Source organism: Abyssibacter profundi (assembly GCF_003151135.1).
GTDB classification, from domain to species: Bacteria; Pseudomonadota; Gammaproteobacteria; order Nevskiales; family OUC007; genus Abyssibacter; species Abyssibacter profundi.
In genome coordinates, this window is sequence record NZ_QEQK01000005.1 from 112,340 (window position 1) to 133,540 (window position 21,201).

Annotated in this window: 16 protein-coding genes; 10 read left to right on the top strand and 6 right to left on the bottom strand. The window is 65.0% G+C overall.

What is annotated here, in order from left to right; genetic code table 11:
• Window positions 1–35: 35 nt before the first annotated feature.
• The 3 genes from DEH80_RS06305 (at window position 36) to DEH80_RS06315 (ending at window position 4,816) form a co-directional block, all read left to right on the top strand.
• A complete protein-coding gene (locus tag DEH80_RS06305; protein ID WP_109719639.1) occupies window positions 36–980 on the top strand; it encodes an AraC family transcriptional regulator in 945 nt (314 codons plus the stop codon).
• A 141-nt stretch (window positions 981–1,121) separates the two neighbouring features.
• On the top strand, window positions 1,122–3,671 hold the full coding sequence (locus tag DEH80_RS06310; protein ID WP_109719640.1) for a TonB-dependent receptor: 2,550 nt from the start codon (window positions 1,122–1,124) through the stop codon (window positions 3,669–3,671).
• Complete coding sequence (locus DEH80_RS06315; RefSeq protein ID WP_109719641.1) at window positions 3,665–4,816, top strand: DUF819 family protein; 1,152 nt, start codon at window positions 3,665–3,667, stop codon at window positions 4,814–4,816. The genes DEH80_RS06310 and DEH80_RS06315 overlap by 7 nt, the downstream gene beginning before the upstream one ends.
• Here the strand turns inward: DEH80_RS06315 and DEH80_RS06320 are convergent.
• The 4 genes from DEH80_RS06320 to gltX are packed head-to-tail and all read right to left on the bottom strand — an operon-like array spanning window position 4,813 to window position 8,317.
• Window positions 4,813–5,619: an SDR family NAD(P)-dependent oxidoreductase gene (locus tag DEH80_RS06320; RefSeq protein ID WP_109719642.1), complete on the bottom strand. Its 807-nt coding sequence runs from the start codon at window positions 5,617–5,619 to the stop codon at window positions 4,813–4,815. The genes DEH80_RS06315 and DEH80_RS06320 overlap by 4 nt on opposite strands.
• A gap of 51 nt (window positions 5,620–5,670) precedes the next feature.
• Window positions 5,671–6,081 (bottom strand): PaaI family thioesterase, encoded by a 411-nt coding sequence (locus DEH80_RS06325; protein ID WP_109719643.1) that lies wholly within the window; start codon window positions 6,079–6,081, stop codon window positions 5,671–5,673.
• The gene (locus DEH80_RS06330; protein ID WP_109719644.1) at window positions 6,078–6,911 is read right to left on the bottom strand and encodes a M23 family metallopeptidase; all 834 of its coding nucleotides are present in this window, start codon (window positions 6,909–6,911) and stop codon (window positions 6,078–6,080) included. Before DEH80_RS06330 ends, DEH80_RS06325 begins: the two co-directional genes overlap by 4 nt.
• On the bottom strand, window positions 6,908–8,317 hold the full coding sequence (gene gltX, locus DEH80_RS06335) for a glutamate--tRNA ligase (protein WP_109719645.1): 1,410 nt from the start codon (window positions 8,315–8,317) through the stop codon (window positions 6,908–6,910). Before gltX ends, DEH80_RS06330 begins: the two co-directional genes overlap by 4 nt.
• Before the next feature lie 102 nt (window positions 8,318–8,419).
• Here gltX and DEH80_RS06340 point away from each other — a divergent pair, with 102 nt between their 5' ends.
• The 7 genes from DEH80_RS06340 to DEH80_RS06370 all read left to right on the top strand — a co-directional run bounded on the left by DEH80_RS06340 (window position 8,420) and on the right by DEH80_RS06370 (window position 16,286).
• Window positions 8,420–9,256 carry a 6-carboxytetrahydropterin synthase gene (locus tag DEH80_RS06340; protein WP_109719646.1) on the top strand — a complete coding sequence of 279 codons (837 nt, stop codon included), beginning with the start codon at window positions 8,420–8,422 and terminating at the stop codon, window positions 9,254–9,256.
• 181 nt (window positions 9,257–9,437) lie between these two features.
• The gene (locus DEH80_RS06345; RefSeq protein ID WP_165831328.1) at window positions 9,438–12,047 is read left to right on the top strand and encodes a DUF1592 domain-containing protein; all 2,610 of its coding nucleotides are present in this window, start codon (window positions 9,438–9,440) and stop codon (window positions 12,045–12,047) included.
• On the top strand, window positions 12,044–13,363 hold the full coding sequence (locus DEH80_RS06350) for a DUF1552 domain-containing protein (RefSeq protein ID WP_109719648.1): 1,320 nt from the start codon (window positions 12,044–12,046) through the stop codon (window positions 13,361–13,363). Before DEH80_RS06345 ends, DEH80_RS06350 begins: the two co-directional genes overlap by 4 nt.
• Complete coding sequence (locus tag DEH80_RS06355; protein ID WP_109719649.1) at window positions 13,360–13,866, top strand: TlpA family protein disulfide reductase; 507 nt, start codon at window positions 13,360–13,362, stop codon at window positions 13,864–13,866. The genes DEH80_RS06350 and DEH80_RS06355 overlap by 4 nt, the downstream gene beginning before the upstream one ends.
• Window positions 13,866–14,093 (top strand): DUF4266 domain-containing protein, encoded by a 228-nt coding sequence (locus tag DEH80_RS06360; RefSeq protein WP_109719650.1) that lies wholly within the window; start codon window positions 13,866–13,868, stop codon window positions 14,091–14,093. The genes DEH80_RS06355 and DEH80_RS06360 overlap by 1 nt, the downstream gene beginning before the upstream one ends.
• A 40-nt stretch (window positions 14,094–14,133) precedes the next feature.
• The gene (locus tag DEH80_RS06365; protein WP_165831329.1) at window positions 14,134–15,333 is read left to right on the top strand and encodes a DUF3570 domain-containing protein; all 1,200 of its coding nucleotides are present in this window, start codon (window positions 14,134–14,136) and stop codon (window positions 15,331–15,333) included.
• 8 nt (window positions 15,334–15,341) lie between these two features.
• Window positions 15,342–16,286 carry an FAD:protein FMN transferase gene (locus DEH80_RS06370; protein ID WP_109719879.1) on the top strand — a complete coding sequence of 315 codons (945 nt, stop codon included), beginning with the start codon at window positions 15,342–15,344 and terminating at the stop codon, window positions 16,284–16,286.
• Here the strand turns inward: DEH80_RS06370 and DEH80_RS06375 are convergent.
• Both DEH80_RS06375 and ileS read right to left on the bottom strand, forming a co-directional pair.
• A complete protein-coding gene (locus DEH80_RS06375; protein WP_109719652.1) occupies window positions 16,223–17,815 on the bottom strand; it encodes a CocE/NonD family hydrolase in 1,593 nt (530 codons plus the stop codon). The two genes, DEH80_RS06370 and DEH80_RS06375, sit on opposite strands and share 64 nt — an antisense overlap.
• A gap of 226 nt (window positions 17,816–18,041) precedes the next feature.
• Window positions 18,042–21,194, bottom strand: coding sequence for an isoleucine--tRNA ligase (gene ileS, locus DEH80_RS06380; RefSeq protein WP_109719653.1), 3,153 nt, complete (start codon window positions 21,192–21,194; stop codon window positions 18,042–18,044).
• Window positions 21,195–21,201 lie beyond the last annotated feature (7 nt).

Consider the following 21,201-nt stretch of genomic DNA (forward strand, 5'->3'; position numbering starts at 1 on the left):
AGCCATTCGGGACAGCACACGAACAAATCAGGACCATGACCGAGCCAACTGTCACCCGGCGATTCAGCCAGGCCCTGCTGGAGGCAGCCACGCGGCTGGGCATCCATCTGCCTGCGCTGGCCGCAGGCGAGGAGCGCATTCGGCTGGATGTGCACGACGCGCTCTGGGCCCAGCTTGCCGCCGCCAGCGATGACCCGCTCATCGGCTTGCAGCTGGCGCTGCACCTGCAGGTCGGGCACCTCGACGTCGCCGGCCTGCTGTTGATGAGTTGCGAGACCTTAGGCGAGGCACTGGAGCTGTATACCGAGTACCACCCCATTGTCAGTCAGGGTGGCGAGGTCTGGTTTCATCCCGCCGGGTCGCAGATGGCACTTTGCTATGCCGGCCACTACGAGGTGTGTCGCGAAGCACGGGCCGAGATGTCGCTGGCCTGCGCCATGCACATCGCGCGCTGGTGTACGGGGGATCAGTTCGAGGCCTCGGCCGTGGAGTTTCGTCATGCCCCCCGTGATGCAGTGAGTCGCTACGGCGAGTTGCTGGGTTGCGAGGTGCATTTCGAGGCCCCCGAGGACCGGGTGTTGTTCTCTCAGGACTTGTTGTCGCGCCCGCTGATCCAAGCCAACCCGGCGCTGCGCGATCAGCTACGAGAATTGGCTGACCAGTCCTTGGCCCGGTTGGGCGATCGTAGTTTTGCCGCCACGGTGGCCGAGACCGTGCAACGGCATCCACAGGCCGGCAAGGAAGAAATTGCCGGGTTGCTGGCCATGAGCGGTCGGCACCTCAATCGCAAACTGGCGGATGAGGGCTTCTCGTTCAAACAACTGCGCGACCGTGAACTGCAGGCGCTGGCCTGTCGCGCCTTGGAACGCGGCGACAAGATCGCAGGGATTTCAGCCGAGCTAGGGTTTTCGGACGAGAGTTCCTTTAGTCGCAGCTTCCGGCGATGGACCGGCATGTCGCCGTCGCAGTACCGCGAATGAGGCCGGCGTCCCGTTCGGTCAAGCGATTGGCCCGAAGGGTCATGCCACATGGCGGCGGTACTCGGTAGCGTGACCTGCTGGGGCGGGCCATCCGTCGTGCAGCGCGGGGAATGACATGACAACCAGCCGATCCTGGGGGCGTTGCTGGTACTCGGCTTGCTGCTGGCCTGGCCGGCTGCAGCCCAGGATGACGAACTCGACTTTCTGTTCGGCGACGCCATCGAAGACGAATCACCATCCGAGCCGTCGGACACGGAGGCCTCCGAGGAAGCCGAAGGCCAGAACAGCGATGCGGGTTCGGACAAGGCCGCAGAGGATCCGGACGCCGCATCGGAGCTGGAGACCATCCCCGTGGCCCCAACGACCGCAGCCCGCGAGTCGACCAGACCGCCGCGTCGGACCATCGAGGAGATCGTGGTCACGGCGCAGAAAACCGAGCAAAGCCTGAGCGATGTGCCCGTGTCTGTGACGGCGCTGCAGGGCGACTTTATCCAGAACAATGCGGTGGGTGATCTGACCGAGGCCTCCACCTACGTGCCCAACGTGCGTGTCGAATCGACCAGCCCGACCTCGCCACAGGTCTTCATCCGCGGCTTCGGGACCAACACCTTCAATCCCAGCTTCGAGCCCTCGGTCGGACTGGTCCAGGATGATGTGTTCTTCGCCCGGGGGTCGTATTTCACCGAATCGATGTTCGATTTGGCGCGGATCGAGGTACTACGCGGCCCGCAGGGCACGCTGTTCGGCAAAAACACCATTGCCGGCGTGTTCAACATTGTCACCCGGGGCGCGCCGGCCTCGGGGGCGGAGGCCAATCTGCGATACACGCGCAACGAGTTCGGAAACGAGCGTGTGGAGGGCGGGGTGGGCGGCCGTTTCGGAGACGCTTTGGGTGTTCGGCTCGCGGTGCTGGAAGATCACCGCGAGGGCCGGCTGCACAACACGCTACTGAATCGGCTGGAGGATCGGTCCAGAAAATCTGCGCAGCGGTTGCGTCTGGACTATTTCACCGACGCTGACCTGGAACTGGGCTTGACGGCGCAGCGCACCGAGACCAAGGTCAATTTCTGGCCGCGACAGCTCTACCAGCTGGACGCCGACACGGCCGGCTACCTGGCGAATTTCGATCCGCAGATCGAGGGCAATCCATACGACTTTCAGACCAGTTTCGACATTCCGGGCGTCATGAATATCGACTCGTGGACGGTCTCGGGCACCGCCGCCAAGGACCTGGGCCCGGTGCTCGGGTTGGAGGCGCTGGATACCACGCTGGTGCTGGCCAGTTCGCGCATGGGCATCACCCAGTTTCAGGACCTGGATACCTCCCCCGCCGACCTGATTCGCCTGTTCGGCGATGCCGAGAACTACACTCAGCATTCCGTTGAATGGCGGTTTACCGGCCTGGGGGCTGCGCCGTTTGGCTGGGGGCAGGGCAGCGAATTCGTCGCCGGGCTGTACGCCCTGCAGGCGGACTACCGCATCGACACGGGCATTGAGGCCGGTGAGGATCTGGCGTCTTACGCGGCATCGGATGCCGGCCTGACGCTGATTAGCAGCGGGGCCATTTCGGGTATTCCGTTTGCCGGCGCCGGTACGGCATCCGGGGCGCTGGGGCCGCTGCTCGGTCCCCTGACCGCCGGTGTCGTTGACCGGGATCGCTACACCTTCGACTTCACCCAGCGCACCCGGACCTACGCGGTGTTCGGCCAGCTGACCTGGGACCTGAACGCGCACTGGTCGATCACGCCGGGTCTACGCCTGAATCACGAGCGCAAGAGCATCGATTCCATCGGCCGGAGCAGCTGCCGTAGCAAGCCGGTGACTCAGCAGTGTCTCGTCCAGCTGATCGTCGGTGCCAATGACTACCAGTTCAATGGTCTCAAACGTGACGAGACCAATCTGTCGCCAAAGCTGTCCGTGCTGTACCGCTTCGATCGTGATGTCAGCCTGTTCGCCACCTGGGCACGGGGCTATAAGAGCGGGGGTGCCAATGCCATCTCGTTTACTGGCGAAGACCTCGAGTACGGAGCGGAAACCGCCACCTCTGTGGAACTGGGCATCAAGAGTCATTGGTTTGGGCGCACGCTTAGCCTCAATGCCACGGCCTACCGGATGGATTTCGATGACTTGCAGGTCTTGGCGTTCAACGGTGTGTTCTTTGATGTGACCAACGCCGGGTCGGCGTATTCCACGGGCGTGGAGCTGGACTCCCAGTGGCTCACGCCCTATCAGCCGCTCAGCATCAACACCTCAGTGGGCTTTCTGGAGGCGCGCTACAAGGCGTACGCCAATGCCCCGGCGCCGGTAGATCAGGGGTTGGACGCACGCCAGGATCTTGCCGGCAAGACGCTGGCGTTTGCGCCGCGCTGGTCGGCCACGCTGAGTCCAACATTGGAGTACCCATTGGGTGGCCTGAATCTGACGCTGGGGCTGAATGCACGCCACCAGGGTGACCAGTACACCGACACCGACCTGGACCCGGCCACCCGCGTTGAGGCGCATACGATTTATTCGGCACGCGTCGGTCTGGGATCAGCCGCCAGCAGTTGGACCGTCAACCTGGGCTGCAAGAACATTACGGATGAGCGCGTGCTCAACCAGGCGCTGGATACGGCGCTGTTTCCCGGCGTGTTTCTGGCGAATCAGCAACCTGGCCGCACGCTTTACGCCAGCCTGAACCTGCAGTGTTAGCGCCCGATACGGTCACCGATGGCATGTGGCTGGTCGCCCAGCTCGGGTTCTTGCTGGGGGTGCCGGCCTGGCTGGCCTGGGCAGAATCGCGGGTTCGCCTGGTCGCGACGTTAAGCCCGGTTGTGCTCTGTTATGCCAGTGGCATTCTGGCGGCGCAGCTACCGGGGCTGCGCTTCGATGCCGGTCTGGCAGGCGGGCTCGTCGCCGCCTCGGTGTTGCTGGCCATTCCCATGCTGCTGTTCCCCGCCGACCTGCGGCAGTGGGCGCGCCTGGCCCGGAGTACCGTGCTGTCCTTTCTGCTGGCCGTGGTGGCGGTTTGCCTCAGTTCGACACTGGTGTTTCTGTGGCTGGGTCGCCATGTGCCGGCCGCAGCCGATGTCTCGGGCATGCTGGCCGCGTTATATACCGGCGGTTCACCCAATATGAATGCGGTTGCGCTGGCTCGCGGTGTCGATGCTGAGACCTTGCTGCTGGTCAACGGAGCCGATGTCATGCTGGGCAGCGTGTTCCTGCTGTTTCTGATGACAGCGGCCAAGCCGTTGCTCGGTCGCTGGTTCCCGGCATTTCAGGCCGTGGGTCCGCGGGCGATGCCGCCGGTTTCGGAGGACCAAGACGTCCGGGCGGGGCCCTGGACTCTGGCCGCCGGTCCGGTGCTGTTGTCGCTGGGTCTCGGCGGCCTCGCGGCTGCCCTGTCCTGGTGGCTGTTCGGAGAGCTGGTCGAAGCATTGATCATCCTGCTGATCACCAGTCTGGCCATCGTCTGCAGTCTGGTCCCTGCGGTGCGTCGCCTGCCGCGGAGTTACGAGACCGGGCAGTACCTGCTGCTGGTGTTCTGCATCACCATCGGTACCCAGGCAGATCTGGCGTACATGCTGCAGGCGGGGTCCGTGGTGTTGTTGTACTGCGGGATGGTGCTGGTGCTGGCAGTGGGCCTGCATTGGCTGGTGGCGCGTCTGTGTCGGATTGATGTCGACACGCTGCTGATCACGTCCACGGCCGCGTACTTCGGTCCGCCCTTTGTAGGGCCGATTGCCAAGGTGCTGGGCAATCGTGAGGTGGTGGTCTCTGGCATGACAGCCGGCGCCTTCGGCCTGGCGCTGGGTAACTACCTGGGCCTGTCGCTGGCCCGGCTGCTAGGTGGCTAGCGCGCGATTTCGCTGGCAAAGCGTTTGCGGACGCTGCGCAGATACTGCCGTGGCCAGATGCGCCACAACACACTCCCCAGCTGGGAGATCCGATCACCGAAAATCCAGGGGCGTCCGCCCTCCATCGCCTGGAGGATGCGCTCGGCCATCCAGTCGGCCCCGCGCATCTTGCCGACCATCGAGCGTCGGTGTGAGGCCGGCTTGCCGTCAGGCCCCAGCGCGTTGTGCTCGATGGGGGTGTCCAGAAAGCTCGGATAAACATTGAGGACACGAACGCCGCGCGGCTCCATCTCCAGGCGCAGCACTTCGAAGAACTGGGCCATTGCGGCCTTGGCTGCGCAGTAAGCGGCCCGCCCGGGCACCGGCATCCAGCTGGCCATGGAGCCCACATTGACGATGATGCCGCGAGCCTCTTCCAGCATCGGCAGGCAGTGGTGGGTCAGCGCCACGGGCGCCTGCCAGTCCACGGCCATGACCCGGTCGAACACGTCCAGCTGCGTGCTGCGGACCGGCGAGCGATGGGTAATACCGGCATTGTTGATCAGGCAGTCCAGGCGCCCGGCCTGCTGCTCGACGATCTGGACGACGTCACGACGAAACGTGGCCTGCGTGAGGTCGCCGCAACAGGTGATGACCCGCTGGGACGCTCCCAGCTCGCGCTCCCGCGTGGCCAGCAGTTCGGCGTTCATGTCCACCAGCACCACGGTGTCGCCACGGCTGTACAGGCGCTGGGTGATCTCCCAGCCCAGACCACTGGCAGCGCCGGTAATCAGGGAGACGAAGGGGGTGGACTCGGCGGTCATGGTCGGACTCCGACAGGGCAGGACATCGGCCCAAGCGTACCCGACGGTCGCCTAGGCCAGTGTCGGCGTGATGATGCTCTTGGTGACACGGGCCGTGGCGACCAGCTTGCCGCCCGATTCCACGCTGACATCCAGAAAGCAGATAGCCCGGCCCAGGCGCCTGATTTCGGACTGCACCGTCACGGTTTGTCCGCTGGGCACGGGACGCAGCACCGAGACGTGCAGGTCGTGAGTCACGGCTTCCTGATTAGGTGCCAATTTGCTGAGCAGGCCGGCGTAGGCACAGACATCGGCCAGGGTGTAGATCACCCCACCATGCAGCATGCCCGCCGGGTTAATCGTCAACCCATCGGCGGTGAATTCCAGTCGGCCGCAGCCGTCCTCGGCCTGGATATCCCGCACGCCCAGGCTTTGGTGCAGCGGGTGATGAATCACCGATTGCAGGCGAGCGTCGAGGCTCACGAAGCCGGCTCGTCGCGCCTGGGCAGCAGCAACTGCGGATCGATGCGCACCTTGCCCCAGTTCATCGACCAGTGCAGGTGGGGGCCGGTGGCCCGACCGGTGGCGCCGACCTTGGCAATCGGATCGCCTTGCTCCACGACATCGCCCTCGGCGACCAGCGTGTCGGAGAGGTGGATGAACGTGCTGGTAATGCCATGGCCGTGATCGACGATGAGCGTACCGCCGGTGAAGTACATATCGGGATGCCAAAGCGTGACCACACCCCCAGCGGGTGCCCGCACCAGCGTGCCGGTGGCCCCGGCGATATCCAGGCCGGAATGCGGCGACTTGGGTGTGCCGTTGAGGATCCGCTGGCTGCCGAACACGCCGGTGACGATGCCATCCACCGGCCAGATGAAGGCCTGGGTGAACTCGGTGCGCGCCGACTCCTGGCCCCGGGCTTCGCGAATCTGGACCACGTCACGCCAGATGCGGTCCTGCACCTCCTGTGAACGCGGCGGTGTGACCTTGTCCTGTGGCAGGCCGTCGATGCGCTGGACGTTGAAGCTGCGCTCGGCCACGGGCAGCGTGAGCTCGGCGGCCTGGCCCTTGGCATCGGTGGCGCGGAGCGTCACCTGGCCTTCGTAGGCACGGGCCACGGCAAAGACGAAGGCGCCTTCCGCGCTCACGGGCAGTGTCTGGCCGTTCATTGTGACGGTGGCACCTGCGGTGGTCTGGCCGCGCACCATGGCGCCTTGGGTCACGGTGTCGCGCACCGACAGCGTCGGCGCTGCCCAGGCCGGCAGCAGCGCCGCCAAGCCCAGTACCAGGGCCAGTCCTTGCCGGATCATGCGGCGTCCCGCGCGGCCAGGAACTCGATGGCCCGGGCGATGCGAGTTTCGGTTTGCTCGCGACCCAGCAGTTCCAGCGTCTCGTCGATGGGAGGAGAAACCGCATCGCCAGACACCGCCACGCGGATGGGCTGGGCCACCTTGCCCAGGCCCAGTTCGCGGCGCTCGGCCACGCCATGGACCACGGCATGGGCGGCGGCGCCGGTCCATTCCGGCAGGGCCTTAAACCCTTCCAGCAAATCGGTGAGCACGGCCTGGGCCTCACCTTTGAACCACTTCTTGACCGCCTTGTCGGCATAGGCCGTCGGCGCCTCATAGAAAAAGCGGCTTTTCTCGGTCATCTCAACCAGCGTCTTGCAGCGCTCGCGCTGGGACTCGATCACGGCGATGGGGTTCGGCCCCTGGGACAGGTCGATGCCGGCCTGGTCCAGATGCCACTGCCAGTGCTTCAGCACCTGGGCCGGGTCCATGGTTTGCAGGTGCTGGTGGTTGATCCAGATCAGTTTGCTTGGGTTAAAGGCGCCGGCCCCTTTCTGTACCTGTTCGATGCGGAAATGCTCCAGCATCTGCTCGCGGGTAAAGACTTCCTGATCCCCGTGTGACCAGCCCAGGCGCACCAGGTAGTTGAGCAGGGCCTCGGGCAGGTAGCCCTCGTCGCGGTAGCTCATGACACCGACAGCGCCATGGCGCTTGGATAGGCGTTTGCCGTCTTCACCCAGAATCATCGGCACGTGGGCGTAGACCGGCACCGTCGCGCCCAACGCCTCCAGAATCTGGATCTGGCGCGGGGTGTTGTTCACATGGTCGTCGCCGCGAATCACGTGGCTAATGCCCATTTCATAGTCGTCGACGACCACGGTGAAGTTGTAGGTCGGCGTGCCGTCTCCGCGCGCGATGATCAGATCATCCAGTTCTTTGTTCTGGAACACGACCCGGCCTTTGATGAGGTCATCAAAGGCGGTTTCGCCATCGTCCGGCGAACGGAAACGCACCACCGGGTCCACGCCTGGCACGGGGTCCTGGCGATGGCGGCAACGGCCGTCGTACATCGGCTTGCGTCCAGCGGCGCGGGCTTCCTCGCGCATGGCCTCCAGCTCCTCCTTGCTGCAATAGCAGTGGTAGGCGTGGCCGCTGTCCAGCAGTTGTTGCGTCAGGGCCTTGTAGCGATCGAACCGAGCGGTCTGGAATACCGGCGCCTCGTCGGCTTCCAGGCCCAGCCAGGCCATGCCGTCGAGAATGGCCTGCACCGATTCGTCGGTGGAACGCTCACGGTCCGTGTCTTCGATGCGCAGCACGAAGCGGCCGCCTTGTTGGCGCGCGTACAACCAGGAGTACAGCGCGGTGCGGGCGCCGCCGATGTGGAGGTAGCCGGTCGGAGAGGGGGCAAAGCGAGTCGTGACGGACATGGCGTGAGATCAAGGGGGAGTAGCGGGCGCGTAGTGTACCAACGCGTTGACGCGCGCAGGCGTCGGCGCGAGGCTGTGCGCCCCCACCTGCGATGCAATGCCATGGCCACGCTGTTTGTCGAGCAACTTGCCAATCTCGATTTTGCCCTGCTGGACCCCGAGCGCGGGCTGGTTGGCGAAACCTATTTGATGGATCTGGAGCTGTCCGGCGAACTGGATGCCCAGGGCATGGTGCTGGACTTTGGCCGGGTCAAGCGAGAAGTCCGGGCGGCCGCAGAGGCGCTGGTCGATCACAAGCTGCTGATCCCCGCGGCACACCCCGCGCTCGACATCCAGCCGGGGCAGGTCGTGCTGGGACTGGTGGGCGGCGGCGAGATCGAGGTCTGCTCACCGGATATCGCGTTCTGTCGCCTGCCGGCCATGGCCGTGACGGTGGAGACCGTTGCTGACGCCGTGTCGGCTGCCGTGCGTGCCGTGGTGCCGGATAATGTTGACGCCGTGCGCGTGCGGTTGCAGCCGGAGGCCATTGATGGTGCGTACTACCACTATTGTCACGGTTTGCGGAAACATGACGGAGATTGTCAGCGCATCGCCCACGGGCATCGCTCCCGGCTGGCCATCACCCGGGCTGGCGAGCGCGACGCGGCGCTGGAAGCTCAATGGGCCGAACGCTGGAACAACCGGTTTCTCGCCACCGTGGACGATGAATTGCCGGCACAGCGACCGGGGCATCGTCGGTTCGGTTACGACGCGCCGCAGGGCCGATTCGAGATCGAGCTGCCTGAGGCACGGATTGACGTGATCCCGGGCGATACCACGGTGGAATGTCTGGCGGCTTACATGGCCAGAACACTGGCCGCGCAGCAGGGGCAGACGATGACGGTGCGCGCCTACGAGGGCCTGCGCAAGGGCGCGTTGGCCTCGGCCGAGCCTGCCTAGGCTGAGACCCTGCGCGGGCCGGGTGGTGGTAGCCCGCCGATAACTGGCCCGGCTTTTGCCGACTGTTTACGTAAAATTTACTGAACGGCCCGGTCAGGGCTGATTCATCGTGATTGGGGAACGCGTAATGCAGGGGTGCCACTTCAACGGGTCAGTCGGCCTTAAAGGCGGTCGCTGGCTTTTGCTCTTCTGTCTGCTGCCGCTGGCAGTGGCCTGCAGTGGTGATTACTCCGGCGAAGCCGATCCGGTCTCTGACGTCGCTGACCCGGTGGGCGGTGGCACAGGCGATGGCGCCGCGAACGATGGCAGCGGTGCGGGCGACGGCGGCGACACAGGCGATAGTGGCACGACTGATCCCGGTGAGGTCGGTGGCGATGACGGGGCCTCAGGTGCGGGACCGGATCTCGACAATGGCAAGCGCCAGTACACACAGCACTGCGCCAACTGCCATGGCGACCGCGGCGAAGGCGGTATCGGCCCGGCGATGACGCCGGCCCAGTGTCCGACCTGCGTGGCACTGGAAACGCTCATCCCCGAGATCCACGACAACATGCCCTCGAGCAATCCGTCGCGCTGTATCGACGCCTGCGCCGAAGACGTGGCGCAGTACATCTGGGAGGGCTTCCCGGAAGACACCAGCGGCGGCGCGGTGGGTGATGGTCAGGGCGGCAGTGGCTCGGGCGACGCCGGTGGTGATGCGGGCGGGGGTGGCGGTGACGCCGGTGGTGATGCGGGCGGCGAGCCAGGGGGCGATACCGGTTCAGGTGACGGCTCCGGCGATGGCGCGGGCGACGACGGGTCTGGCCAGGATGGCACCGGCACCGGCGACGGCGGTGATGGGGGCGAAACCGCGCCAGAGCCGACCTGTTCAGTGGAGATGCGTTTCCAGAGCAACTGGAATGTGGGTTTTGTCACCGAGGTGATCATCCGCAACTTCAGCGGTGCGCCCATCGATGGCTGGGAGGTGGCCTTTACCTTCGACAACGGCCAGCAGATCACCAACGCCTGGAACACCGACCTGGTCCAGTCCGGCGCCGGCGTGTCGGCCCGGCATGTCGACTACAACAGCCAGATCGATGACGGTGCCGAGACCACGTTCGGATTTCAGGGCGAGCACGGCGGCACCAATGACATGCCCAGCGATGTGCGCTTGATTGCCGAGGGTTGCATCACGGCCAACAACAGCGCGGAGCAGGACACAGGCGACGGCGGTCAGGGAGCCGATCCAGGTGACGGCGGCGGCGAGCCCTTGGCCTGTGCCGACAACCCGGGTGCAAGCCGCGTGCTGCGTTTGCTGACGCGCCGTGAGTACAGTCGCAGCATCACCGACCTGACCGGACTGACCACCGATTTCACGGCTGATTTTCCGGTCGAGGCGCGCGTGTCCGGCTATGACAACAATGCGCATGTGGCGGTGGTGACCAGCCGCCATGTCGATCAATATCTTGCCGCCGGCGCGGTCGTGGCGGAGCAGGCCGTTGCCCAGCGTCAAGGCGCGTTGCTGGAGGGCTGCAGCAGTGGGGATGCCTGCCTGCATGCGTTTATCGACCGCTTTGGACGGCGGGCCTTCCGGCGACCGCTGACGACAGCCGAGCGGGATGCCTATCGTGACCTCAACCGCGACGAGCTCACCGGCGGCGACTTCGACACGGCCATGGAACTCATCATCCAGGCCATCCTGACATCGCCGAATTTCCTGTACCGGGCCGAGATCGGTACCGCCGCGGGCAATGGCGTTTACCTGCTGAGCGACTACGAAATCGCCACGGCCATGTCCTACCTGCTGTGGGGCAGCACCCCGGACGATGCGCTACTCCAGGCGGCCGAGGAGGGCAGTTTGTCGACATCATCGGGTCGGCTGGCGCAGGCCGAGCGGCTATTGCAGGACGCACGCGCGCGCGAACAGGTGGCCGATTTTGCCGAACAGTGGATGGGGGCCTATCAGATTCTTGAGCAGTTCAAGGACGAGGAGATCTACCCCCGTTTCAACGATACCGTCCGGGAATCCATGGCCGAGGAGTTCACGCGCTTCGTGACCCACGTGGTGTTTGATTCGGCCGCCGGCACCCTGGATGAGTTGTACACCGCCGACTACGCATTTCTGAACGGCGTGCTGCGGGAGTTCTACCGGCAGCCCGGTTCGACCTCCGACCCCGCGTTCAGCCAACAGACGGTCACCGACGGCACCCGTGGGGGCATTTTGTCCACCGGCGCACTGCTGGCCAGTCACGCGCATTCCAACGAATCCTCGCCGATCAAGCGCGGCGTGTTCGTGCGTGAGCGTCTGCTGTGCCAGGACCTGCCCGACCCCCCTCAGGACGTGGACACCACGCCGCCGGGCCTGGACCCCAGCCTGACCACCCGCGAGCGGTTCCGGCAGCACACGGATGATCCGAACTGCGCGGGCTGTCACCAGTACATCGACGGCATCGGTTTCGGGTTCGAGCGTTACGACGGCGTGGGTGACTACCGCTCCACCGAAAATGGTCAGAACGTCGACGATTCCGGTGAGGTCGTGGACATCGAGGGTTTCCGCACCGGGACCAATGACCCGTTCTTTGGTACGCGCCAGCTGGGCACGCTGTTGGCCAACAGCCCGGCCGCCCAGGACTGCGCCGTCACCCAGTACTACCGCTACGCCCGCGGATACGCGGAGGGCGAGGCCGACGCCTGTGTGCTGGAAGACCTCACCCAGTCCTTCCGCGACAGCGGTTTTGATCTCAGGACGATGCTGATGGACTTGATCGCACATCCCAGTTTCGTGCGCCGCACTGCCGGAGGTGACGCATGATCCGGCGTCCGGTGTCCCGCCGCGGCTTTCTGCGTGGCATGGCACAGGCCGGCGCGGCCCTGCCATTGTCTGCGCTGCTACATCGCTCTGCGCTGGCTGCAGAGGGCGGTGGCGTGCCGCGGGCGCTATTCGTATTCATTCCCGACGGCTGTGCGCCGGAGCTGTGGCATCCCAGTGGGGACACTTACAACTTCACGCTGCCGCGCATGACTGACCCGCTAGAATCGGTGCGTCAGCACTGCGTGTTCCTCAGCGGACTGAACATGTACTCCGGTGGATCGACGCATGAGGGCGGGGTGGCCAAGGTGCTCACCGCCACCGGGGACATCTCCATGGATGTGTTCATCGGCCAGTACTTCAAGGATCAGACGCCACATGCGTCCATCCATCTGGGCGTGGCCTCGAATCATCAGAACGGCTCCGGCTACATGTCCTACCTGGGTTCGGGGCAGCCGATTTCACCGGAGGACAACCCGTTGTCGGCCTACGAGCGGATGTTTGGTCCCCCCGGCGGGGTCGAGGACATCGAGAATCGCCGCAAGCTGTCGGTGCTGGACGCCGCCATGGGTGACCTCAATACTCTGCAGACCCGCCTGGGCCAGGCGCAGCGCCAGAAGCTGGAACTGCATATGGAATCACTGCGTGAGGTGGAGAACCGGATTCTCGCCGCCGACCAGGCGGGTGCCGGGGCCTGTTCCCAGCCGGATTGGAACCGCGAAGGCTGGACCATCCCCGAGGGGTATAACAGCTACCCGAAGTATCACGATCGGGATGATCAGTTCGCCACCGTTGGCAAGTTGCAGATGGACCTCGCCGTGCAGGCGCTCAGCTGCGACATGACGCGCAGCCTGTCGCTGCAGTGGTCGCACCCGGTTAGCCCCACGCATTTGCAACCGGAGACCGGTGCTTCGCAGCGGCATCATGATTCCTCGCATTTCGACGCCAGCAACCTGGCCTCGGCCGAGAATTTCGTGCTCTACAAGCGCTGGTTCACCGAGCAGTTTGCGTACTTGCTGCGTGAACTCGATGCGCAACCGGAGGGTGACGGGACGCTGCTCGACAACACCGTGATCTTCCTGTGTTCTGAGCTGGGTCACTCCTCGCGGCATGACCATCGCAATATGCCGTTTGTGCTGGCGGGTCGCGCCGGTGGTCTGGAGACCGGCCGGGCACTGGATTATTCCTCGGCGCACAATGGCGACGGCGAGACGCATGCCAAACTGCTGGTGTCGATTGCCAACGCGGTGGGCATCCCCATCAACAGTTTCGGATACACCGGCCACGGAGACGGGCCGTTGCAGGGGCTATACGCATGACACGATGGATCTTCGCGGTAATGGGCTTGCTGGGGGCGGTGACCGCCAGCGCGGTGGAGCTGGGTCAGGTGGCGCCCGAGACCCGCGGCGAACGGCTGCTTTACGACCAGACGCTGGATCTGGCGGATCTGCGCGGCAAGACCGTTTTGCTGGATTTTTGGGCGTCGTGGTGCGGGCCCTGCAAGCAGTCGCTGCCCATGCTCGATCAGCTGCGCAGTGACCTGGTGGCTGGCGGCTATCCCGATCTGTTCGAGATTGTCGCCGTGAATCTGGATGAGAACCCCGAGGCGGCACGCCGGTTTCTCAAGCGCTATCCCGTGAGCTATCCGGTGATCACCGACCCGGAGGCCAGCCTGGCCGCGGTTTATAAGATTCCGACGATGCCGACCTCGTTCATCATCAATCCGCAGGGCGTGGTGACCTGGCGGCACGAGGGCTTTCGTCCGTCGGAGATATCGGAGATTCGCAAGCAACTGGTCCAGACCATGAACGGGCAGCCCTGATGCGGTCGCGGTACACCACCGGCGTGACGCTCATGGCAGCCCTGTTCATGCTGGCTGGCTGTTCGGTGACTCCCCTCAAACCCTGGGAGCGAGGGCATCTGGCCGAGCCGACCATGGCCTGGGAACCCGATCCACTGGCGGCGCAGCTGGAATCGCATGTCTATTTCAGCAAGGAAGCCTCCACCGGCGGTGCCAGCGTCGGTGGCGGCGGTTGCGGATGCAATTAGCCGGGCGCCAGCCTGCTCGCGGGAACCGGAGACTCCCAGGATGACCGATCAGAAAAAACGCCCCGGCAGTGCCGCCCTCCAGGCCCTGACCGCGGCGGCAATGACCCTGCCGGCCTACCAGGCTGCGGCGGCCACCCGTGACGAGACCACCCGCGTGTCCTTGCGGACGGCCCTTTACGACGAGGCCGAACTGGACCCGGCGCAGGTGTCTTCCGACACCACCGAGCGCTATGACATCGAGGTGGGCCAGTTTCGTGCCAGCGCCCCGCTGGGCGAGCACTTTGCCGTGGCGCTGGATGTGGCCTACGAAACCATGTCCGGGGCCTCGCCCTGGTTTGTGCAGCCGGATGCCGATGGCCGCCCGGTGCAGGTCATGAGCGGCGCAACCATTGACGACGCGAGGACGGACATCCTGCTGTCGCTGTCCCGGTATAACGAAGCCGGGCGGCGGGTTTCGTTGTCGCTGGGGCAGTCCACAGAGAATGACTACGAGTCCCACAACCTGGGGCTGGAGGTCGAGTGGGAGGATGCTGACAAGATGACCGCCTACACCCTGGGGGGTGGCGTCTCATCCGATCGCATTACGCCCACGGATGCGCAGACCCGTTTCCCCAGTCGGCCCGACGATGAGGACAAGCAGTCGATGACAGTGCTGGGGGGCATCTCCCAGATTCTCGGGCCCAAGACCGTGATTCAGACGGCGTTGTCCGTCAGCTATCTGGACGGTTACCTGTCCGACCCCTACAAGCTGGTCTCGGTCGAGGACGACCTGCGTCAGGACGCGCGGCCCGACGGCCGATGGACGGCTGCCTGGACCACCCGGCTGCGTCGGCGGTATGCCGGCGTTGGCGCCACGGCGCACCTGGATTATCGGCTTTACGGTGACGACTGGAACGTGGTGTCGCACACGCTGTCGTTGGCCTGGTACCAGGGCGTCGGCGAGCGGCTGACGCTGACGCCCAGCCTGCGCTACTACAGCCAGAGCCAGGCTTTTTTCTACCAGCCCTTCTTCCGTGCCCGCCGGGACGACAACCTGTATTCCAGCGACTACCGGCTGTCGCCCTATGGGGCCGTGACCCTGGGCTTGTCCGGCGAATATCGCTGGGAGCAGCTCAGCCTGACGGCGAGCTTCGAGCGCTACGACAGCAGCGGCGACTATGCAGTGGGCTCCGTGGTCACCGAGAACCCGGGGCTGGTCGATTTCACGGTGCTCGCGGTCGGTTTGCAGTACGCATTCTGAGCGTGACCATGCAGGCCGTGGAGTTTCACGCCATGGGCTGTCCCTGCAAGGTGCAGGCGCAGACCCAGGCGGCCTGTGACGCCGCCCGGCGGGTCGTGGACGACCTCGAGGCCCGGTATTCCCGTTATCGCCCCGACAGCCTGTTGTCAGCGGCCAATCGCTCAGCCGGCGCCCCCCAGGGGTGGAAGGCCGACCCGGAAACCGCGCGCTTGTTGGACTTTGCCCAGGCGGCCTACGAGCAAAGCGAGGGCGGCTTTGACATCACGGCCGGCGTGCTGCGTCGGGTCTGGGATTTTCGCAGCGGGCGCCTGCCCACGCCGGATGCAGTCCGAGCCTGTCTGGGTGATGTTGGCTGGAGCCGCGTGGGTTGGGATGGGGACACCCTGCGCTTGCCGGCCGGCATGGAGCTGGACTTTGGCGGTTTTGTGAAGGAGTACGCCGCGGATGCGGCGGCAGCCGCCGCGCGTGCGGCTGGCGCCCGGCATGGGCTGGTCGACCTGGGGGGAGACCTGGCCGTCATCGGGCCGGATGACAGGGGCGCGCCGTGGCAGGTCGGTATTCGCGATCCCCTGGGCAGCACGCAGCCTGTGGCCCGTATCGCGCTGGGACAGGGCGGGCTTGCCAGTAGCGGCATGTATGAGCGCTGCATCCGCGTTGGTGATCGCGTCTACGGGCATGTACTCGACCCCCGCACCGGCTGGCCCCCCGAAGAGGGCCTGGCGGCCGTGTCGGTCCAGGCCGAGAGCTGTCTGATCGCCGGCATTGCGGCCACCGTGGCGCTGGTGCATGGCGCGCAGGCAGGGCAGCGTTGGCTGGACCAGCTGGGCCTGCCTTATGTGACGGTGGATCGGTCGGGCCGACGCCGGTTCGGGCCGGCGTCGGCCTCGGATCAGGGCGCGGGTGCGGCGGGTCCAATCAACGGCAGCGAGAGCGTGCCTTCGACATTGACCTGACCGACCAGCCCCGAGGAGCCCGCATACTGGTCGAGTACGCCGCCCTGGACCGTCAGCAGCAGCTCATCGCCCTCCGCCAGCCGCGCGAACACGCCGTTCAGTTCGATGCTGAACGCGCCGTAGCCGCGCACGGGGCGATACTGGTTTTGCAGGACGACGTCTGTCCCCTCACTGCGCTTGGTCAGCGACAGGAAGAAAATCGGATCGCCCACGCCGGCGTCGCCCAGCAGCGGATCGGTCACCGTGATGTCCAACCGCGGGATGCCGGCGACGACATCGCCGCCCGGCGGCGCCGTATACACCGAGACATGGATGGGGCTGAGCCCCCCGACTTCGCCGGTGGTCACACTCATGGTCTCCAGGGCCACATCGGTGCCGCCGACGCTGACCGCGTTCACCACCACCGCATCGTCACCTGAGCCGCCGAGCATCAGGCAGATCGGCGGAACGAAATCCGCGACATTGGCGCGGCCGTACAGTTTCTCTTCGAACCAGGCGAAGGTGGCGTCCGCACGTTCGATGTCGCCGCAGTGGTCGCCGCCATCGCCATTGTCCACGCCATGGCCCTGGGCCTTGGTGAACAGGCGAACATCGCCGCCCTGCTCGGAGAGACAGCGAAAGTTGTGATAGGCGTCGTTGAAGTTGAACAACGTGTCCTGGGCGCTCTGGGTGATGAAGGCATCGATTGCCGTCAGCCCGCCGGGCGCGGTAAAGGCGTTGTCGCCGTTGCAGTGTGAGGCCGGGCTGTTCTGGTACAGCAGCGCCAGATTGTCCTCACTCAGCATGTTCAGGGTCAGGCCCTCCAGCAGGCCCTGGTTGACCTGGGCATCCTGGGTGTTGGGGGGTAGATTCCCGCCTGCCGACAGCAGCGTGGCCCAGAACGACTTAAAGACGTTGCCCGAGAACAGGCTGTACCGCAGATCATGCCAGGTGATGTCAGGGGCGATGGCATCCAGACGGTGCTTGGCGTCGATGGCGTAGATCAACAGTTGGTAGCCACCGCCGTAACTGCCGCCGATGGCACCGATTAAGGGGTTGCCCTTGCCCAGGCCGGTGTCCAGACCCGTCGGGTCATAGGCCAGCCAATCCAGATTGGCTTCGGCCCAGTCGAGCACCTGCAGCAGGTCTTGGCCCTCCAGGGCCGGATCCAGAATTCGGATGGTGCCGCCGGACTCGTTGTGACCGCGTTCGTCGATGCTGATGACGCCGTAACCGGCATTGAGCAAACGGCCCATGAGGCTGTCATCGCCCGGGCGGGTGGTTTGACGCGAGCCGCCATAGCCGTGGCTATGCAGGATGAGCGGGTAGGTGGCGCCCTCGGTCACGGTCGTCGGTTCGATGAGCGTGATGGCAATGGCTTCGCCATCCACCGCTGAATCAAGGACGATTTGCTCGACGACACCATCGCGGGTTTCGCCGCCGCCGTTGACCGGTCCGGGCGCGTCTCCGCCGCCTCCGCTGCTTCCGCAGGCCGTGAGCAAGCCACCCAGCAATAGTCCGCCGAGCCGAAGATAAGTCGGATAGTTCATGTCTCCCCCAAGGTCAGCCGGGTCACGCCCGGTCGTTATCACAAGCCGGATTGTTGCGGCTTTATGACAGCTTGTGGCGCCGTGGGACGTGGCGACCAGACGACAGGCCGTCACGGCCGCGTGGTCGGTCGGGCGTCGTCAATCGGCTGGGCGGCGGCAGGTCGCAGCGCCCTGCATCAGGAACGCCGCTGCGCACGGTCTCTGCGAAGCAGCGGCGGCTGGTGCATCAAAGCCGCGTGACGTCCAATGTCAGTGTTGCGCCATCCAGGTCGAAGGACTCGCTGATCGCCGCGTCGACATCCCCCGGGGCAAGCTCGGTTGCCAGGGTTTCCCGGGCAATCCAGTCTCCGTGGGTCTCCAGGGCTTCGGCCAGAACGCCATCGGCCTGCCAGCGCACCCGAATGCGGTCGGTAACGGCGAAATCGGCTTGCTTGCGCAGATTCTGGATGCGGTTGATGACCTCGCGGGCCAGGCCCTTGGCACGCAGCTCCGGCGTCATGGTGGTATCCACGGCGACGGTGATGCTGCCTTCACGCAGTGCGGCCCAGCCCTCGGCGCCCTGGGTTTCGATGATCAGGTCGTCGCCAGCCAGTTCAAAGGCTTGACCACCGAGCTCCACGGTAATCGGCTGTCCGTCGGCGGCGGCGTTGATCTGTGACTCATCGAGTTGCTGGATCAGGCCGGCCAGCTGCTTCATCTGCTTGCCGGCCCGCTTGCCCAGGACACGGAAGTTGGGCTTGACCGTCCGCTGGATGAGCTCAGAGCGGCCGTCCACATAGTCCAGCGCCTCGACGTTGACCTCATCGAGGATGAGGTCACGCACCTGCTCGATGGCCTCGCGTTCGACGCCCGGTTCCAGCACAACCGAGACCTGTGCCAGCGGCTGGCGGACATTGAGCTTGTGGGTGTTGCGCAGCGCCAGCGTCGTCGAGACGATCGTGCGCGCCAGTGCCATGCGGTGTTCCAGCGCCGGGTCGATCTCGGCCTGCTGGGGCTCGGGGAAATCGGCCAGATGCACGGAACTGGCCGCCGAGTCATCGGCGAGCAGGGCCTGATGCAGCCAGTCGGCGTAGAACGGGGCGATGGGGGCCATCAGCCGGGCAATGCCCAGCAACACGGCATGCGTGGTCTGGTAGGCCGCACGCTTGTCTTGGTCCGAGATGCCGGTGTCTTTCTTGCCGGCCCAGAACACCGGTCGTGAGCGGCGGATGTACCAATTGGACAGAGCATCGACCAACGACTCGATGGCCCGGGCCGCCCGGGTCGGGTTGTAGGCATCGAGCGCCTCGATCACCTCGGCAGTCGTGCTGTGCAGGCGCGACAGCATCCAGCGGTCCAGTTCCCGACGCTCGGCGACGGGGACCGGGTCGGCTGTCGGGTCGATGCCATCGATGTTGGCGTAACTGGCGAAGAAGCTGTAGACGTTGGTCACCGTCATGAACAGCTTGCGCCGGGTTTCGACAATGCCGGCGTCCGCGTACTTGGTGCTGTCCCAGGGGGGCGAGGCCGCCATCAGATACCAGCGCACGGCATCGGCGCCATGCTGGTCCAGGGCCTCGAAGGGGTCGACCGTATTGCCCTTGGACTTGGACATCTTCTCGCCCTTGGCGTCCAGCAGCAGGCCGTTGACGACCACGTTCTTGTAGGCCACCGAGTCCATCACCAGGGTGGCGATGGCGTGCAGGGTGTAGAACCAGCCGCGGGTCTGGTCCAGGCCTTCGGCGATGAAGTCCGCCGGGAAATTGCGTTCGAACGCGTCCTTGTTCTCGAACGGATAGTGCCACTGGGCGAAGGGCATGGCGCCCGAGTCGAACCAGACGTCGATGATTTCCGGAACACGGCGCATGGTGCCGCCCTGGCCATCCGGCCAGGTGATGTCGTCAACAAACGGGCGATGCAGGTCCAGAGCCTCGTCGCCCGGCCAGGCGTCGCCGGCCTTGGCCTTGAGTTCTTCGATGGAGCCGATCATCTCGACCTGCTCGGGGTCCCGGTCGGAGACCCAGATGGGCAATGGGGTGCCCCAGAAGCGATGGCGGGACAAGGCCCAGTCGACATTGTTCTTCAGCCACTCGCCAAATCGGCCGCGGCCGACATGTTCGGGCTGCCAACCGATGTGCTCGTTCAGCTCGACCAGCCGCTGCTTGACGGCGGTGGTGCGGACAAACCAGCTCTCCACCGGGTAGCTCATCAACGGCGTGCCGCGCCGCCAGTCATGCGGATAGTTGTGCAGATACTGGTCCCGCTTGAAGAGCAGGCCGCGTTCTTTCAGGTCCCGGCAAATCGGCTTGTCGGCATCCTTGAACCAGAGGCCACCGACCAGCGGGATGTCGTCCTCAAAATGGCCATCGCGACGGATCGGGTTGACCATGTCCACACCGAGACGGCGAGCGGTCTCGAAGTCATCGGCGCCGAAGGCTGGCGCGGTGTGCACAATGCCGGTGCCATCTTCGGTGGTCACGTAGTCAGCCGTCGCCACCACGTGGGCGCCGGGATGGCCGACGTAGTGATCGAAAGGAGGGGTATAGCGGGTGCCGGCCAGGGCCTCCCCGGTCATGCGCTCCAGCACCTCGAAGTCTTCGCCCAGCACCTGGGCGGCCAGGGCTTCGGCGACGATGTACCGTCCAGATTCGGTTTGTGCCTTGACGTAGGTGATGCTGGGGCCAACGGCCAGCAGCAGGTTGGAGATCAAGGTCCAGGGCGTGGTGGTCCAGGCGAGAAACGCCGTGCCGGGGTCATCGACCAGCGGGAAAGCGGCGATGACGGCGGGGTCAGCCACTTCCTTGTAGCCAAGGCTGACCTCATGGCTGGATAGCACGGTGCCGGTGCCGGGCGAGTACCAGTGAATCTTATGACCCTTGTAGATCAGGCCCTTGTCCCATAGCTGCTTGAGCAGCCACCACACCGATTCGATGTAGTGGTTGTCGTAGGTGACGTAGGGGTTGTCCAGATCGACCCAATAGGCCATACGCTGGGTGAGCGTGTTCCACAGCTCGGTGTACTCGCCGACGCTGTTCTTGCAGGCGGCGTTGTACTCGGCAATGCCATAGGCCTCGATGTCTTCGCGGGACTTCAGACCCAGCTTCTTTTCGACCTCGATCTCCACGGGCAGGCCGTGGGTGTCCCAGCCGGCCTTGCGGTCGACGCGGTAGCCGCGCATGGCCTTATAGCGACAGAACGTGTCCTTAATCGTGCGCGCCAGCACATGGTGCACTCCGGGACGGCCATTGGCCGTTGGCGGACCTTCGTAGAACGTGAAGGTTGGGGCATCAGCCCGTTGCTCGATGGAACGCTGGAAGATCTGCTCGCGGGACCACCAATCGAGGCGCTCGGCCTCCATGGCCTGGTGATCGAGTTGTCGGACTTCAGGAAAGCGGGTCATGGGCATG

Bases quoted from the DNA above. Each gene is read 5' to 3' on its own strand.
- DEH80_RS06375 (WP_109719652.1), bottom strand. From the start codon at position 17,815: ATGAACTATCCGACTTATCTTCGGCTCGGCGGACTATTGCTGGGTGGC.
- DEH80_RS06305 (WP_109719639.1), top strand. From the start codon at position 36: ATGACCGAGCCAACTGTCACCCGGCGATTCAGCCAGGCCCTGCTGGAG.
- ileS (WP_109719653.1), bottom strand. From the start codon at position 21,194: ATGACCCGCTTTCCTGAAGTCCGACAACTCGATCACCAGGCCATGGAG.
- DEH80_RS06330 (WP_109719644.1), bottom strand. From the start codon at position 6,911: ATGATCCGGCAAGGACTGGCCCTGGTACTGGGCTTGGCGGCGCTGCTG.
- DEH80_RS06340 (WP_109719646.1), top strand. From the start codon at position 8,420: ATGGCCACGCTGTTTGTCGAGCAACTTGCCAATCTCGATTTTGCCCTG.
- DEH80_RS06360 (WP_109719650.1), top strand. From the start codon at position 13,866: ATGCGGTCGCGGTACACCACCGGCGTGACGCTCATGGCAGCCCTGTTC.
- DEH80_RS06365 (WP_165831329.1), top strand. From the start codon at position 14,134: ATGACCGATCAGAAAAAACGCCCCGGCAGTGCCGCCCTCCAGGCCCTG.
- DEH80_RS06355 (WP_109719649.1), top strand. From the start codon at position 13,360: ATGACACGATGGATCTTCGCGGTAATGGGCTTGCTGGGGGCGGTGACC.
- DEH80_RS06370 (WP_109719879.1), top strand. From the start codon at position 15,342: ATGCAGGCCGTGGAGTTTCACGCCATGGGCTGTCCCTGCAAGGTGCAG.
- DEH80_RS06350 (WP_109719648.1), top strand. From the start codon at position 12,044: ATGATCCGGCGTCCGGTGTCCCGCCGCGGCTTTCTGCGTGGCATGGCA.
- gltX (WP_109719645.1), bottom strand. From the start codon at position 8,317: ATGTCCGTCACGACTCGCTTTGCCCCCTCTCCGACCGGCTACCTCCAC.
- DEH80_RS06320 (WP_109719642.1), bottom strand. From the start codon at position 5,619: ATGACCGCCGAGTCCACCCCCTTCGTCTCCCTGATTACCGGCGCTGCC.